This window comes from Klenkia terrae (assembly GCF_037083865.1).
In the GTDB taxonomy this organism is placed as follows: Bacteria; Actinomycetota; Actinomycetes; order Mycobacteriales; family Geodermatophilaceae; genus Klenkia; species Klenkia terrae.
Map to the genome: position 1 here is coordinate 110,403 of NZ_JBAPLV010000008.1, position 15,060 is coordinate 125,462.

General features: G+C 72.5%; 12 protein-coding genes. 11 read left to right on the forward strand and 1 reads right to left on the reverse strand.

Translation table 11 applies throughout. The features are described 5' to 3' along the window. Nucleotides 1–2: 2 nt before the first annotated feature. The 9 genes from UXQ13_RS09480 to UXQ13_RS09520 are packed head-to-tail and all read left to right on the forward strand — an operon-like array spanning nucleotide 3 to nucleotide 11,965. Nucleotides 3–1,148 (forward strand): acyl-CoA dehydrogenase family protein, encoded by a 1,146-nt coding sequence (locus tag UXQ13_RS09480; protein WP_097196973.1) that lies wholly within the window; start codon nucleotides 3–5, stop codon nucleotides 1,146–1,148. Then, a complete protein-coding gene (locus UXQ13_RS09485; RefSeq protein ID WP_097196974.1) occupies nucleotides 1,145–1,945 on the forward strand; it encodes a TIGR03084 family metal-binding protein in 801 nt (266 codons plus the stop codon). Before UXQ13_RS09480 ends, UXQ13_RS09485 begins: the two co-directional genes overlap by 4 nt. Continuing rightward, nucleotides 1,942–3,744: an acyclic terpene utilization AtuA family protein gene (locus tag UXQ13_RS09490; RefSeq protein ID WP_209305941.1), complete on the forward strand. Its 1,803-nt coding sequence runs from the start codon at nucleotides 1,942–1,944 to the stop codon at nucleotides 3,742–3,744. The genes UXQ13_RS09485 and UXQ13_RS09490 overlap by 4 nt, the downstream gene beginning before the upstream one ends. Further along, complete coding sequence (locus UXQ13_RS09495) at nucleotides 3,741–5,321, forward strand: acyl-CoA carboxylase subunit beta (protein WP_097196976.1); 1,581 nt, start codon at nucleotides 3,741–3,743, stop codon at nucleotides 5,319–5,321. The genes UXQ13_RS09490 and UXQ13_RS09495 overlap by 4 nt, the downstream gene beginning before the upstream one ends. Next, nucleotides 5,318–7,363, forward strand: coding sequence for an ATP-binding protein (locus tag UXQ13_RS09500; RefSeq protein WP_225232380.1), 2,046 nt, complete (start codon nucleotides 5,318–5,320; stop codon nucleotides 7,361–7,363). The genes UXQ13_RS09495 and UXQ13_RS09500 overlap by 4 nt, the downstream gene beginning before the upstream one ends. Beyond that, nucleotides 7,353–8,951, forward strand: coding sequence for an AMP-binding protein (locus tag UXQ13_RS09505; protein WP_097196977.1), 1,599 nt, complete (start codon nucleotides 7,353–7,355; stop codon nucleotides 8,949–8,951). The genes UXQ13_RS09500 and UXQ13_RS09505 overlap by 11 nt, the downstream gene beginning before the upstream one ends. Next, nucleotides 8,944–9,738 carry an enoyl-CoA hydratase-related protein gene (locus UXQ13_RS09510; protein ID WP_097196978.1) on the forward strand — a complete coding sequence of 265 codons (795 nt, stop codon included), beginning with the start codon at nucleotides 8,944–8,946 and terminating at the stop codon, nucleotides 9,736–9,738. Before UXQ13_RS09505 ends, UXQ13_RS09510 begins: the two co-directional genes overlap by 8 nt. Next, a complete protein-coding gene (locus UXQ13_RS09515) occupies nucleotides 9,735–10,904 on the forward strand; it encodes an acyl-CoA dehydrogenase family protein (protein WP_097196979.1) in 1,170 nt (389 codons plus the stop codon). The genes UXQ13_RS09510 and UXQ13_RS09515 overlap by 4 nt, the downstream gene beginning before the upstream one ends. After that, nucleotides 10,901–11,965: an MBL fold metallo-hydrolase gene (locus tag UXQ13_RS09520; protein ID WP_209305940.1), complete on the forward strand. Its 1,065-nt coding sequence runs from the start codon at nucleotides 10,901–10,903 to the stop codon at nucleotides 11,963–11,965. The genes UXQ13_RS09515 and UXQ13_RS09520 overlap by 4 nt, the downstream gene beginning before the upstream one ends. Before the next feature lie 45 nt (nucleotides 11,966–12,010). Here the strand turns inward: UXQ13_RS09520 and UXQ13_RS09525 are convergent, their stop codons facing one another. Next, complete coding sequence (locus tag UXQ13_RS09525) at nucleotides 12,011–12,667, reverse strand: TetR/AcrR family transcriptional regulator (RefSeq protein ID WP_167758201.1); 657 nt, start codon at nucleotides 12,665–12,667, stop codon at nucleotides 12,011–12,013. 119 nt (nucleotides 12,668–12,786) lie between these two features. Between UXQ13_RS09525 and UXQ13_RS09530 the strand changes: the two genes are divergently transcribed. After that, on the forward strand, nucleotides 12,787–14,334 hold the full coding sequence (locus UXQ13_RS09530) for an acyl-CoA synthetase (RefSeq protein ID WP_097196981.1): 1,548 nt from the start codon (nucleotides 12,787–12,789) through the stop codon (nucleotides 14,332–14,334). Between the two features lie 357 nt (nucleotides 14,335–14,691). Continuing rightward, nucleotides 14,692–15,042 (forward strand): PaaI family thioesterase, encoded by a 351-nt coding sequence (locus UXQ13_RS09535; RefSeq protein WP_225232379.1) that lies wholly within the window; start codon nucleotides 14,692–14,694, stop codon nucleotides 15,040–15,042. The last annotated feature ends 18 nt before the right edge of the window (nucleotides 15,043–15,060 follow it).

The window sequence follows — 15,060 nt, forward strand, 5'->3', positions numbered from 1 at the left end:
CCGTGCGCTTCACCGACGAGCACCGCGCCTTCCGGGCATTGGTCCGGGACGTCGTCGAGAAGGAGATCGCCCCGCACGTCGACGAGTGGGAGCGCGCCGGCATCTTCCCGGCGCACGAGCTCTTCCCGAAACTCGGCGAGCTGGGCCTGCTGGGCCTGGAGTACGACCCCGAGTACGGCGGGCAGGGGGCCGACCACATGTACTCGGTCATCCTCGTCGAGGAGCTGCACCGCTCCGGGTGCGCGGGGATCCCGATGGCCATCGGCGTCCAGACGATGATGGCCACGCCGTCGCTGCACGAGTTCGGCAGCGACGAGCTCAAGCGCCGCTACCTGGAGCCGGCCATCCGTGGCACTGCGGTCTGCTCCATCGCGGTGACCGAGCCGGCCGCCGGCTCCGACGTGGCCGGGTTGCGCACCCGAGCCGTGCGCGACGGCGACGACTGGGTGATCAACGGCAGCAAGCTCTACATCACAAACGGCACCCAGGCCGACTGGCTGTGTCTGCTCGCCCGCACCTCCGACGAGGGCGGCCACCGCGGCATGTCCCAGATCATCGTGGAGACGAACACGCCCGGCTTCTCCGTCTCGCGGACGCTCGACAAGCTCGGCAACCGGTCCTCCGACACCGCCGAGCTCTTCTTCGACGACGTCCGGGTCCCGGTGTCCAACACGATCGGCCAGGTCGGGCGCGGCTTCCAGCAGCAGATGGCGCAGTTCGTGGTGGAACGCATGTTCGTCGCCTACGGCGCGGTGACCAGCTGCCGGCACGCCCTCGAGCGCACCCGCGACTACCTCAAGCAGCGGCAGGCGTTCGGCGGGCCGCTCATGGCCAGCCAGTACCTGGCCTTCCGGCTGGCCGAGCTGTCCGCGCAGGTGGACCTGCTGCAGTCGCACAACTACGCCTGCGCGGAGGCGTACCTGGCCGGGGAGGACGTCACCCGGCAGGCGACAGTCGCCAAGCTGACAGCCGGCCGCCTGCTGCGCGAGGTCGCCGATACCTCCATCCAGTTCCACGGCGGCATGGGCTACATGGAGGAGACCTGGACCTCCCGGTTCTTCCGCGACACCCGATTGGCCTCCATCGGCGGCGGCGCCGACGAGGTGATGCTCCAGGTGCTGGCGCGGATGGACGGGTTCACGGCATGACGGCGACCGGCAGCGCGCTGCTGGAGCAGCTCGTCGGCAACCTCGAGGCCGAGTGCGCCGACCTCGACGCGCGGGTCGCCCCGCTGGAGGCAGCCGCCTGGCGTGCTCCTACCCCCGCGGTCGGCTGGGACATCCGGGACACCATCAACCACCTGGCCTTCTTCGACGCCGACGCCCGGCTGGCGGTCACCGGTCCGGATGCCTTCACCGCGCTGGTGCAGCGAGTGACCGCGGACGGCGGCGACTACGTCGAGCAGCGCACGCTGGAAGGCCGGGACCTGGAGCCGGCCGAGGTCCTGGACCGCTGGCGCACGGGACGTGCCGAGCTGGCCGCAGCACTGCGGGTCGCCGAGCCCGGGATGCGCGTCCCGTGGTTCGGCCCGCCCATGAGCCCCGCCTCGTTCGTCACCGCCCGGTTGATGGAGACCTGGGCCCACGGGCAGGATGTCGTCGACGCGCTCGGGCAGCAGCGTCCGGCCACCTCCGGGCTGCGCGAGGTCGCCGAGATCGGCTACCGGGCGCGCCCGTTCTCCTACGCGGCCCGCGGCGCGACCATGCCCGAAGCGCCGGTGCGGCTCGAGCTGACCGGGCCGGACGGCCAGAGCTGGACCTGGGGCCCGCCCGAGGCGGCGGACGTGATCAGCGGCCCGGCGCTGGACTTCTGCCTGCTGGTCACCCAGCGCCGGCATCGCGACGACCTGGCGCTGACAGTGCGGGGGGCGGCGGCGCAGGAATGGGCCCGGATCGCGCAGGCCTTCGCCGGCCCCCCCGGAGCCGGGCGGGAGCCGCTGCGATGAGCGCGCCGCTGCGGGTGGCCAACGTCTCCGGTTTCTACGGCGACCGCCTCTCCGCAATGCGGGAGATGCTCGACGGCGGCGACGTCGACGTCCTGACCGGCGACTACCTGGCCGAGCTCACCATGCTCATCCTCGGCCGGCAGCGTGCCGGCGACGCGGCCGCCGGGTACGCGCGCTCGTTCCTCACCCAGCTCGAGGACTGCCTCGGCGACGCACTCAGCCGGGGGGTTCGGATCGTCAGCAACGCCGGCGGGCTGAACCCGCGAGGGCTGGCCGACGCGGTACGTGAACTCGGCACGCGGCTCGGGGTCGAGGTCCGGGTGGCCACTGTCAGCGGTGACGACCTGCTGCCCCGGCTCGTCGAGCTGAGCTCCGCCGGCCGCCTGCGGGCCGGTGAGCGGCCACCGGCGGACGGTGACGGGGCCGCGGGGGCCGGGGAGTTCCCCGACACGCTCACCGCGAACGCCTACCTCGGCTGCTGGGGCATCGTACGGGCGCTGGAGGCCGGCGCCGACGTCGTCGTCACAGGTCGTGTCACCGACGCCAGCGTGGTCGTCGGCCCGGCGGCCTGGCACCACGGTTGGGGCCCCGGTGACCTCGACGCGCTCGCCGGGGCGACCGTCGCCGGGCACGTGCTCGAGTGCGGCGCGCAGGCCACCGGCGGCAACTTCAGCTTTTTCGCCGAGCTGCTCGACGCCGACCCCGGCTGCCTGGACCGCATCGGTTTCCCGCTCGCCGAGATCGCCGCCGACGGGACCTCCGTGATCACCAAGCACCCCGGCACCGGGGGAGCTGTCACCGTCGGAACCGTCACAGAGCAGCTGCTCTACGAGTGCACCGGCAGCCGCTACGGCGGGCCGGACGTCATCACCAGGTTCGACCAGCTAGAGCTTCGGCAGCTGGGGCGTGACCGGGTCGAGATCACCGGGGCCCGCGGGCTCCCGCCAGGGGGGTGGCTGAAGGTGGCGACGAACCGTCTCGGCGGCTTCCGCAACTCCATGACCCTGCCGCTGGCGGGGCTGGACGTCGACCGCAAGGCGGAGCTGCTGCGCCGGCAGCTGGCTCCGGCGCTGGAGGGGGTGGCAGAGGCCGTCGTGACCCTGGCGCGCACGGACTCCCCGGACGCCGGCTCCGAGGAGGAGGCGAGCGCCCTGCTGCACGTGACGGTGAAGGACCCGGACCGGGAAAAGGTGGGCAAGGCGTTCACAGTGCCCCTCATCGAGCTGGGCCTGGCGAGCATCCCCGGCTTCTTCGCCACCACCGCCCCGCCCAGCCCGTCGGCCTACGGCGTGTACGCGCCAGCCTGGGTGCCGGCCGAGGACGTCGACCAGCTGGTGGGCCTGCCCGACGGCGGCGCGGAGACAGTTCCCTCGGCGCGGTCGCGGCCGGCCGGCGCCCAGGACGACGAGCCCGCGGAACTGGTGGCCGGCGGTGGGCCGTCGCCGGGCGGCCCCACCCGCCGCGTCCCACTCGGCCGGGTGGTCGGCGCCCGGAGCGGTGACAAGGGAGGGGCGGCCACCCTCGGCGTGTACGCCCGGAACGACCAGGGCTACGCCTGGCTGGCCGCCTTCCTCACCGAGGAGCGGCTGCGCGAGCTGCTGCCCGAGGCGGCCGGCCTGCCGCTGACCCGGGAGCTGCTGCCCGGGCTGCGGGCGGTGCTGTTCCAGATCCACGGCCTGCTCGGCGAGGGCGTCGCCGCCGGCACCCGCTTCGACCCCCAGGCCAAGGCCGTGGGGGAGTGGCTGCGCTCCCGCGTGGTCGACGTCCCGGTGTCCCTGTTCCCGGAAGGACGAGTGTGACCATCCTCGCCGAGCGCGCCGCGGAGAACCGTGCCGCGCTGCTCGAGCGCCTCGCGGAACTCGACGAGCAGCGCGCCCTGGCCAACCTGGGGGGCAGCGAGAGCGCCCTGGCCCGGCACCGCAAGCGCGGCAAGCTGACGGTCCGCGAACGCATCGAACTCCTGCTGGACCGGGACAGCCCGTTCCTGGAGCTGTCCCCGTACGCCGCCTGGGGCACCGACTTCCCGGTGGGCGCCAGCCAGGTCACCGGCATCGGCGTCGTCGAGGGCGTGGAGGTGATCATCTCCGCCAACGACCCGACTGTGCGGGGCGGCACCTCGAACCCGTACACGCTGCGCAAGGCGGGGCGGGCGCACGACATCGCCGAGACCAACCGGCTGCCGTTCCTCAGCCTGGTGGAGTCCGGCGGCGCCGACCTGCCGACCCAGTCGGAGATCTTCATCCCCGGCGGCCGCGGCTTCCGCAACCTCACCCGGCTCTCCGCCCAGGGCATCCCGACCGTCTCCCTGGTCTTCGGCAACAGCACCGCCGGCGGCGCCTACGTGCCGGGGATGAGCGACCACGTGGTGATGATCGACGGTCGCAGCAAGGTGTTCCTGGCCGGACCGCCGCTGGTGAAGATGGCCACCGGCGAGGAGGCCGACGAGGAGTCCCTCGGCGGGGCCTCGATGCACGCCCGGGTCTCCGGCAGCGCCGACCACCTCGCCGTCGACGAGGTCGACGCCATCCGGATCGGCCGGCAGATCGTGCGCAATCTCAACTGGCGCAAGCGCGGACTAGGCCCCTCCCGGCCGGCCGACCCGCCGCTGCACGACCCCGAGGAACTGCTCGACCTCGCCCCGGCCGACCTCCGGCAGCCGCTGGACCCCCGCGACGTGCTCGCCCGGATCGTCGACGGCAGCCGCTTCGACGAGCACAAGCCGCTCTACGGCACCTCCCTGGTCACCGGCTGGGCGAGCATCCACGGCTATCCGATCGGCGTGCTGGCCAACGCCCGCGGGGTCCTCTTCCGGCAGGACGCCGAGAAGGCCGCCCAGTTCATCCAGCTGGCCAACCAGACCGACACCCCGCTGCTGTTCCTGCAGAACACCACCGGCTACATGGTCGGCACCGAGTACGAGCAGGACGGCATCATCAAGGCGGGCTCGCAGATGATCAACGCCGTCTCCAACAGCGCCGTCCCGCACATCACGGTCAACATCGGGGCCTCCTACGGCGCCGGCAACTACGGCATGTGCGGCCGGGCCTACGACCCCCGCTTCCTGTTCACCTGGCCCAACGCGAAGAGCGCCGTCATGGGGGCGGCGCAGCTCGCGGGCGTGCTGGACATCGTGGGCCGGGCCAGCGCACAGGCCCGCGGGCGCGACTACGACGAGGAGGCCGCCGCGGCGATGCGGGCCGCCGTGGAGCAGCAGATCGAGGCGGAGTCGCTGGCGCTGTTCCTCTCGGGCCGGGTCTACGACGACGGGATCATCGATCCGCGCGACACCAGGACCGTCCTCGGGCTGGCGCTGTCGGCGATCCACAACGCCCCTGTCCGAGGTCTGCACGACGGATGGGGGGTGTTCAGGCTGTGACCGCTCCCCGGAACCTGACGAGCGTCCTGGTGGCCAACCGCGGGGAGATCGCCCGTCGCGTGTTCGCCACCGCGCGGGCCATGGGGATGCGCACGGTGGCCGTGTACTCCGACGCCGACGCGTCCGCGCCGTTCGTGGCCGACGCGGACATCGCGGTCCGGCTGCCGGGCAACACCCCGGCGGAGACCTACCTGCGCATCGATTCCATCGTGGCGGCCGCGCTGCGGGCCGGCGCTGACTGCGTGCACCCCGGCTACGGCTTCCTCTCCGAGAACGCCGACTTCGCCCGCGCCGTGCAGGCGGCGGGGCTGGTCTTCGTGGGCCCGAGCGCCGAGGCCATCGACGCCATGGGCAGCAAGCTGGCCGCCAAGGCCCGCATGCAGGAGGCCGAGGTGCCCACCCTGCCCAGCGTGGACGCCACCGGGCTGTCCGGATCGGAACTGGAAAAGGCCGCCGCCGACGTCGGCTACCCGCTGCTGGTCAAGGCGTCCTTCGGCGGCGGCGGCCGCGGCATGCGGGAGGTCCGCCGTCCCGGGGAGCTGGCCGAGGCGGTAGAGGGTGCCCGCCGAGAGGCTGCCTCGGCCTTCGGCGACGGCACTGTCTTCCTGGAGCGGTTGCTCGAGCGGCCCCGGCACGTCGAGGTCCAGGTCTTCGGCGACAGCCACGGCACGACGGTGGCGCTGTTCGAGCGGGAGTGCTCCATCCAGCGGCGCCACCAGAAGGTGGTCGAGGAGGCGCCGTCCCCGGCGGTCGGCCCCGAGCTGCGGGAGCGGCTGCAGGCCGCCGCTGTCGCCGCGGCCAGGTCCATCGACTACCTCGGCGCCGGCACCGTGGAGTTCCTGCTCGACGATGAGGGCGACTTCTACTTCCTCGAGGTCAACACCCGCCTGCAGGTGGAGCACCCGGTCACCGAGGCGGTCACCGGCCTGGACCTGGTCCGGTTGCAGTTCGACGTCGCCGCTGGCCGGCCGCTGCCCGACTCGGCGCTGCGGCCTCCCCTGAACGGGGCGGCGATCGAGGTCCGCCTCTACGCCGAGGACCCGGCCCGGGACTGGTTGCCCCAGTCGGGGCGGCTCGAGGACCTCCACGTCCCCGCCGACGCCGAGTTCCGGCTGCCCCACGGGCCGGGCATCCGGCTGGACAGCGGTGTCGCCCCCGGCAGCGAGGTGGGCGTGCACTACGACCCGATGCTGGCCAAGGTCATCGCCTGGGCGCCGGACCGGACCTCGGCCGCGCTGGCCCTGGCCGGCGCGCTCGAACGCGCCAGGCTGCACGGGCTGACCACCAACCGTGACCTGCTCGTGCGGGTGCTGCGCAGCGGGGCGTTCCTCGCCGGTGAGACCGACACCGGCTTCCTGGACCGGCACGGCCTGGACGTGCTGGCCGCACCCCTGGTGGACGCCGAACGGCTGCGACTGCACGCGCTCGCGGCCGCCCTCGCGGGGGCGGCGCTGCGGCGGGCCACCGCGCCGGTGCTCGCCGGCCTGCCGTCGGGGTGGCGCAACAACCCGACGCAGGCGCAGACCACTGTCTTCGACGCCGGGACCGTGCGGTACCGCCTCGATAGAGGCGGCCTGGCTGCCGACGTGGACGGCACCCCCGTGGAGGCGACGCTGCTGGGCGCCGAGGTGCTGGCGCCGGGCAGGGTGCTGATCGAGCTGGAGGCCGGCGGCCTGCGCTCCGCCTTCGAGGTGCACGTGGCCGGCGACAGCTGCTACGTCGACGAGCCGGGTGGGTCCACCGCGCTTGTCGAGCTGCCGCGCTTCCCCGACCCCAGTGCCGCCATCCCGCCCGGGTCGCTGACCGCCGCCATGCCGGGCTCGGTGACCCGGGTCGCCGTCGCCGAGGGCGACCGGGTGACGGCGGGGCAGCCGTTGCTGGTGCTCGAGGCGATGAAGATGGAACACCCGGTGACCGCCCCCACGGCAGGCGTGGTCACCGCACTGCACGTCACCGTCGGCCAGCAGGTGGAGACCGGCGCCGTGCTCGCCGTGGTGGAGGACCAACCCGCGCCCGACCGAGGAGAACCTGATGCGTCCTGACCTGTCCGGGATCGATCCCCTCCAGCTGAATCTGGCCACCCGCCTGTCGGTGGGGGACATGCTCACCCGCTCGGCATTCCAGTTCCCCGATCGGACCGCCGTCGCCGACGGCGCCGAGGAGATCAGCTACGCAGGGCTCGACGCCGCCGCCGAGGCATTCGGGCGCGGGCTGCTCGACGCCGGTCTGCAGCGCCAGCAGCCAGTGGCCTTCCTGCTGGGGAATTCGTGGCGGTTCGTGGCCACGTTCTTCGGCTGCGCCAAGGCCGGGCTGGTCGCCCTGCCGGTCAACCTGATGCTGCCCGCCGACGACGTGGCGTGGATCCTGGGCGACTCGGGCGCGCGGGCGGTGGTCGCCGATCCCGCGTTCGTCCCGATCCTCGAGCAGGTGCTGCCCGACCTGCCGCAGGTCACCACAGTGGTGGTCACCGGGGAGGCGCCGGCCTCGGTGGCCGGTCGCCCGGTGCTGCGCTGGGACGACGTGGCCGCGGACCCCACCCCGCTGCAGGTGGTGGTGGAGGACCGCGACACCCTGCACTGCCTCTACACCTCCGGCACGACGGCCCGGCCCAAGGGCGTGCTGACCAGCCACCTGGCCGTCCACGTGGCGGCACTGAGCAATGCGCTGCAGGTGGGTCACCGGCACGGGCACGAGTTCTCCGTGGCCCCGATCGTGCTCCCGCTGTTCCACACCACCGCGCTGGACACGCTGCTGCTGCCCGTGCTGCTGACCGGCGGAACGGCGATCCTGCCCGGTGGTTTCGAGCCCCGGTCCTACCTGGACGTCGTGGAGAGCCGCCGCGCCACGCACCTGCTCCTCCTCCCCATGATGTGGGCCGCGGTGCTCGCCACCCCCGGGCTGGACGAGCGGGACCTGTCCTCGGTCCGGCTCTGCATGTACGCCATGGCCCCGATGCCGCAGGAGCGGATCGGCCAGATCGCCGCCGCGTTCCCCGGCGCCGACGTGCTGCTGGGCTCGGGGCAGACCGAGTGCGTGCCGGCCACGGTGCTCCAGTGGCCCGCTCACCAGGACACGAAGAGCGGCTCGTGGGGCCCGGCGGTGGTGACTGTCGACACCCGGATCATGGGACCGGCCGGGGACCTGCTTCCCCGGGGCGAGACAGGGGAGATCGTCTACCGGGGTCCGCACGCGATGAGCGGCTACTGGAACAACCCGGCGGCGAACACCGCGGCCTTCGCCCACGGCTGGTTCCACAGCGGCGACGTGGGCCACCTCGACGAGGAGGCTGTCGTCTGGTTCACCGACCGGGTGAAGGACATGGTGAAGACCGGCGGGGAGAACGTCTCCTCCGTGGAGGTCGAGCGGGTGCTGCTGAGCTTCCCGGAGATCACCGAGGCCGCTGTCATCGGGGTGCCCGACGACCAGTGGGGCGAGGCTGTGACAGCTGTCGTCGTCGCCGCCGACCGCGCCGCCGACCCCGCCGACCTCGCGCAGCGGCTGACCGCGTTCTGCCGCGAGCACCTGGCCGGCTTCCAGGTCCCGAAGCGGATCGAGGTCCTCGCCGGCCTGCCCAAGACGGCGACGGGCAAGATCCAGAAGCACGAGCTGCGAGCGCGGTTCCGTGGCTGATCAGGAGCTGGTCCACGTCGACCACCGTGGGCCCGCCGCGGTGGTCACCCTGGACTCGCCGCACAACCGCAACGCGCTGTCAGCCGCGCTCCTCGAGCAGCTGCATTCCGCGCTGCGGCAGACGATGGGCCAGCCCGCCGTGCGCGTCCTCGTCCTCACCGGGGCCGGGCCGGTGTTCTGCTCCGGCGCGGACCTCAAGGAGGAGCGGACGGGCGTGCGGCCGGTGGTCAACCTGCCGGAGGTCCTCACGCTGATCATGGAGGGACCCAAGCCGGTGGTGGCGCGGGTCAACGGGGCCGCGCGCGCCGGCGGGCTGGGCCTGGTCGCAGCCTGCGACCTCGCGGTGGGTCTCGCGGGCGCGACGTTCGGGTTCAGCGAGGTCCGCATCGGCGTGGCCCCGGCCATCATCGCCGTGCCAGTCCTGCGCCGGATGGACCGCCGCGCCGCGCGCGAGCTGTTCCTCACCGGCGAGCAGTTCGACGGGGTGCGTGCCCGGGAGGCCGGCCTGCTGGACCGTGCGGTGGCCGACGACGAGCTGGACGAGACAGTCGACGCGCTGGTCGGGCAGCTGAGCCGGGGAGCCCCCGAGGCGCTGGACATCACCAAGCAGCTGCTGCGGGACATCCCGGGCGCTGACTTGCAGGAGGACCTCCGCCGGATGGCCGAGGTCTCCGCCGAGCGGTTCCTCTCGGCCGAAGCGCGGGAGGGCATCGCCGCGCTGCTGGACAAGCGCCTGCCCGCCTGGGTGTCACCGGCGGGAGCACCGACCGGAGGAGGAGCCGCATGACCGAGACCGATGTCCTCGCGCCCGTGGGGGACCCGTGGAGCACGCTTGAGCGGGTGGCGTTGCGGCGGCTGGCCCGCGACTTCGTGTCCCGCGAGATCGCACCGCACATGGAGGAGTGGGAACTGGCCGGTGAGCTGCCGCGGGAGCTGCACCGGAAGGCGGCCGACGTCGGGCTCCTCGGCGTCGGGTTCGCCGAGGAGGTGGGCGGCAGCGGCGGCGACCCCATCGACTCGGCCATCATCACCGAGGAGATCCTGCAAGGCGGCGGCTCCACCGGCGTCTGCGCCTCCCTGTTCACCCATGGCATCGCCGTTCCGCACATCGCCGCGCACGGCAGCCCGGACCTGGTCGACCGCTACGTCCGGCCGACGCTCGCCGGCGAGCTCATCGGCTCTCTGGGGGTCACGGAGCCGGGCGGAGGCTCCGACGTCGCGAATCTGCGCACCCGCGCGGTGCGCGAGGGCGACGAATACGTGGTCAACGGCGCCAAGACGTTCATCACCAGCGGCGTCCGCGCTGACTTCGTGACCACCGCCGTGCGCACCGGCGGACCCGGTCACGGTGGAGTCTCACTGCTGGTCATCGACACGGACACGCCGGGGTTCACAGTGTCCCGGCGGCTGGACAAGATGGGCTGGCGGTGCAGCGACACCGCCGAGCTGGCCTTCACCGACGTGCGGGTGCCGGCCGCGAACCTGGTCGGCGCGGAGAACTCCGGGTTCGTGCAGATCATGCAGCAGTTCCAGAGCGAGCGGATCGGCCTGGCCGTCCAGGCCTACGCGACCGCAGCTCGCGCCCTGGATCTGGCGCTCGCGTGGGCGCGGGACCGGGAGACCTTCGGGCGGCCGCTGTCCTCCCGCCAGGTGATCCGGCACAAGTTCGCCGAGATGGCCCGTCAGGTCGACGTGGCCCGCTGCTACACGCGGGCGGTCACGCAGCGGTACCTGGCCGGCGAGGACGTCGTCACCGAGGTGTCGATGGCGAAGAACACAGCCGTCTACGCCTGCGACTTCGTGGTGGATGAGGCGGTGCAGATCTTCGGCGGCATGGGCTACATGCGGGAGTCGGAGGTGGAGCGCCACTACCGCGACGCGCGGATCCTCGGCATCGGCGGCGGGACGAACGAGATCATGAACGAGGTCATCAGCAAGCGGATGGGCCTGTGACCTCGGAGCCCGCCCGCCCGCTGCGGGTCACCGGTACCGAACAGGAACGGGCCTGGGCCGAGAAGGTCCTGCCCCCGGTCGAGATGGTCCAGCAGGGGCTGTGGTCCATTCCCGTCCCCATCCCGGACAGCCCGCTGCGCTATGTGCTGGTCTACGCCCTCGAACTGGACGACGGCCTGGCCCTGATCGACGCCGGATGGGACACCGACGACGCCTGGCAGGCCCTGACCCACGGGCTCGCTACCGCGGGGCACGCGATGGGCGACGTCCGCGGCGTGATGGTGACGCACATCCATCCCGACCACTACGGCCTGGCCGGCCGCGTCCGCGAGGCGTCCGGTGCCTGGGTGGGACTGCATCCCGACGACGCCGCGCTGCTGCCCGCTCGGTACGGGGCCGGCATCACCGACCTGCTCGACGACATGGCCGCGCTGCTGCGGAACTGCGGCGTGCCCGAGGACGAGCTCGGGGTCCTGGCCGGCGCCTCGCTGGCGATCACCGACTACGTCCGCCAGGCCGAACCCGACCGCCTGATCCGCGACGGCGACCGGCTGCCACTGGCGGGATGGGATCTGCGTGCCGTGCACACCCCCGGCCATTCGCCCGGCCACCTCTGCTTCCACGAGAACCGTCGTCGCCTTCTCTTCTCCGGCGACCACGTCCTGCCCCGCATCACGCCCAACATCGGGGTGCACGCTCAGTCGCCCGGCAACCCGCTGGCCGACTTCATCGACTCGCTGGCGCGTGTGGGAGCGCTGGACTCGGACGTGCGCGAGGTGCTGCCCGCGCACGAGTACCGCTTCGCCGGCCTCGCGGCGCGCGTGTCGGCGCTCGTGGCACACCACGACGCGCGGCTGGAGGAGGTCCGCGCTGCCGCGGCGACGGCGCCCACGACGTGGGAACTGACCGCAGCGCTGACCTGGTCGCGGCCCTGGGACCAGATCTCGGGCTTCATGCGCAGAGCGGCTGTCGCCGAGACCCTGGCGCACCTGGTCCTCCTGGAGAGCAGAGGACGGGTGCGGCGCAGCCGCGAGACGCCGTGGCGCTGGGTGCAGCACTGACTCGCCGGCCACCCATCCACGCCATCTCGGCCCGTGGCCGTCCGGTCAGCCCGCCCCCGCCCGGCCGCCGCCGGGCCACGCTCGCGGCGCCAGACCGATCGCCCCGGCCCACAACCGGGTGAGGACGTCGACTGCCGCCGCCTCGTCCAGCCCCTCCACCGGGTCCTGCCACAGGTGGGCGAAGGACTCCACCATCGCGCCCAGAGCGCTGGCCGTCGCCCGCGGCGGCAGCTGCGGATCGGCGAGCCCCAGCTCCTGCAGCCGGATCAGGCCCTCCATCCCTCGTTGGACGAACGACTCCCGGATCTCCAGCCGCAGCCGGAGGAAGTCCTCCCGTGTGTCCGCCAGCGAGTCCAGCACCCGCAGGATGCGGGAGTGCCGGGTGACCGCACGCAGGAAGGACCGGTTCGCCGCCTCGATCCGCGCATACGCCGCGTCCGCCGGCAGGCGACTACCGATCGAGGTCGCGGAGAAGATGTCCGCGGCGACCTCGGAGATGATCTCGCGGAGCAACATCTCCTTGGAGTCGAACCACGTGTAGAACGTGCCATGGGAGACCCCGGCGCGCTGCGCCACCGCGTCGATACCGACGGCCGAGAAGCCGCACTCCTCGAACAGCTCCCTTCCGGCCGCCAGCAGCGCGGACCGGGTGCGACGGCCACGCGCGGTGGCTGGAGGGGATGCCGGTCCTGCCGACGTCATGCCTCGTCCCTTCATCCGGCGGTCGCGCGTGGAACCTCATCTTGACGGAACCGTCAAGTCTGGCCAAGCTGGCCGTGACTCAGGTCACCGGACCGTGGGGCTCTCGGGAAGGACGGCACATGGACAAGGGGATCGGCAGCTGGGTCGCCACGAGGGCGTTCCTCTCCGGGGACCGGGTCGCGCTGGTCCAGGGTGAGCGACGGCTGACCTATGCCGACCTCGACGGGCGGACCGACCAACTGGCGCGGGCGCTGCGCGCACTGGGGGTGCGCCGGGGTGACCGCGTCGCCGGGCTGCTCCTGAACAGCGTCGCGTTCCTCGAGACGATGCTCGCCACGGCGAAGTTGGGGGCGGTGTTCGTGCCGATGAACGTGCGACTCGCGCCGCCCGAGGTCTCCTACCTCCTGGCCGATTCGGGGGCCGACACCTTCGTGTACTCCGCGCCTCTCGCACCCGTGGCGCGCGCAGCCCTCACTGGTGACGGCGTCCGGATACGGTCCCGCCTGCTGGTCGGCGGCGAGGTCGAGGACGGGGAGTTCGACTACGAGCAGGTGCTGGCCGGCGGTGAGCCCCGGCCCGTGGACAGCGACGTCGACCGGCGGGACCTGTCGTGCCTGATGTACACGTCGGGGACCACCGGGCGTCCCAAGGGCGCGATGCTCACCCACGACAACCACCTGTGGAACGTCGTGAACAGCCTCTCCTTCGGTCGGGGCCTGCGGGAAAGTGACGTCACCGTGACAGTGGCACCGATGTTCCACATCGGCGGACTGGGGGTCCACACCCTGCCGCTGCTGTACGTCGGTGGAACCAATGTCGTGCTGCCGTCCTTCGACCCGATCCGGACTCTGGAGGTGATGTCCCGGGAGCGGGCCACCGTGCAGTTCATGGTGCCGGCGATGTGGGCGGCGCTCATGTCGGTGCCCGGCTTCGACGGCTACGACCTGTCGTCGCTGGAACTCGCCGTCTCAGGGGGAGCGCCGTGCCCGCTGCCGGTCATCGACTTCTTCCAGGGCAAAGGCCTGCCCTTCCAGGAGGGCTTCGGGATGACCGAGACCGCTCCGCTCGTGTCGGTCCTGGACGCCGACCACGTCAAGGAGAAGGCAGGCTCCATCGGCCGGGCGGTCTTCCACGTCCAGGCACGCATCGTCGATGACACGGACAGAAACCAGCCCGCCGATGAGGTCGGGGAGCTGGTCCTGCGCGGCCCGAACGTGTTCGCCGGCTACTGGGGTCTACCGGAGGCCACGGCCGAGGCGTTCCGCGGCGGGTGGTTCCACACCGGCGACCTGGGCCGCATGGATGCCGAGGGCTTCATCACGCTGGTCGACCGCAAGAAGGACATGATCATCAGCGGTGGCGAGAACGTGTATCCGATCGAGGTCGAGCAGGTCCTCTACCGACACGACGCGATCCGTGAGGTAGCGGTCGTCGGGGTCCCCGACGACCGTTGGGGTGAGACCCCGGTGGCCGTGGTCGCGCTCCAGGACGGCGCCGGGACGACGGCCGAGGAACTGATCGCCTACGCGCGGGAGCGGCTCGCCCACTTCAAGTGCCCCACCCGCGTGGAGTTCGTCCCCGAGTTACCGCGCAACGCCACCGGCAAGGTGCTCAAGACGGTGCTACGGCAGCAGCACGGCGGAGGAGAGCACGCGGTACTCCGCTGACAGTGGCCGACGGCACGCGGGGTCGGCGGAACGGCGAGGGGCAGGAATGACGTCACGGTCGATCACCCGTGATGGGGCAACTCACCCTCCACTTCCGGTTCGTTCCCGGCGTCGGAGTTCTGCTCCCTCCGGCCACTGCCGGCGGCGGGCAGTGTGCAGTCATGAGGGCCGCAGGCGAGCTGGTGCGCGACAGGAGGCAGGGGTGATGACGTGGATTCCGTGATCGGGGACTGGTCGGAGGGCTTTGCCCGTCAGGACCATGCCGGGCCCCTGCCGCCGCACCATGCTCGTTGCCTGGGCTGCGGCCCGGAGAACCCGCACGGGCATCACCTGCAGGTCTGGCGGGAGAGGGACGCCGTGCGGGCGCGGCACGTCTTCGACGAGCGGCACGTCGGCGCGCCGGGCATCGCACACGGTGGCGCGGTGGCGACGGTGCTGGACGACCTGTTCGGCTTCCTGCTGTACCTGATCGGGGAGCCCGCGGTCACCCGTCACCTGGAGGTCGGGTACCGGTCGCCGGTCCTGCTCGGGACCCCCTACCTGCTGGAGGCAGGTGTGCAGCGTCGGGAAGGGCGCAAGCTGTTCGTCCGGGCGCAGGGCACCGACGAGGGGGGAGCGGCCGTGGTCGAGGCGTCCGCACTCTTCCTCGTCGTCGGCCTGGAGCACTTCGCCCGTGGCGGTGGAGACGCGGCGCCTGTGGCGCCGTGAGCGGGCGACGGTTGCTGG

Bases quoted from the DNA above. Each gene is read 5' to 3' on its own strand.
- UXQ13_RS09515 (WP_097196979.1), top strand. From the start codon at position 9,735: ATGACCGAGACCGATGTCCTCGCGCCCGTGGGGGACCCGTGGAGCACG.
- UXQ13_RS09490 (WP_209305941.1), top strand. From the start codon at position 1,942: ATGAGCGCGCCGCTGCGGGTGGCCAACGTCTCCGGTTTCTACGGCGAC.
- UXQ13_RS09505 (WP_097196977.1), top strand. From the start codon at position 7,353: ATGCGTCCTGACCTGTCCGGGATCGATCCCCTCCAGCTGAATCTGGCC.
- UXQ13_RS09525 (WP_167758201.1), bottom strand. From the start codon at position 12,667: ATGACGTCGGCAGGACCGGCATCCCCTCCAGCCACCGCGCGTGGCCGT.
- UXQ13_RS09530 (WP_097196981.1), top strand. From the start codon at position 12,787: ATGGACAAGGGGATCGGCAGCTGGGTCGCCACGAGGGCGTTCCTCTCC.
- UXQ13_RS09485 (WP_097196974.1), top strand. From the start codon at position 1,145: ATGACGGCGACCGGCAGCGCGCTGCTGGAGCAGCTCGTCGGCAACCTC.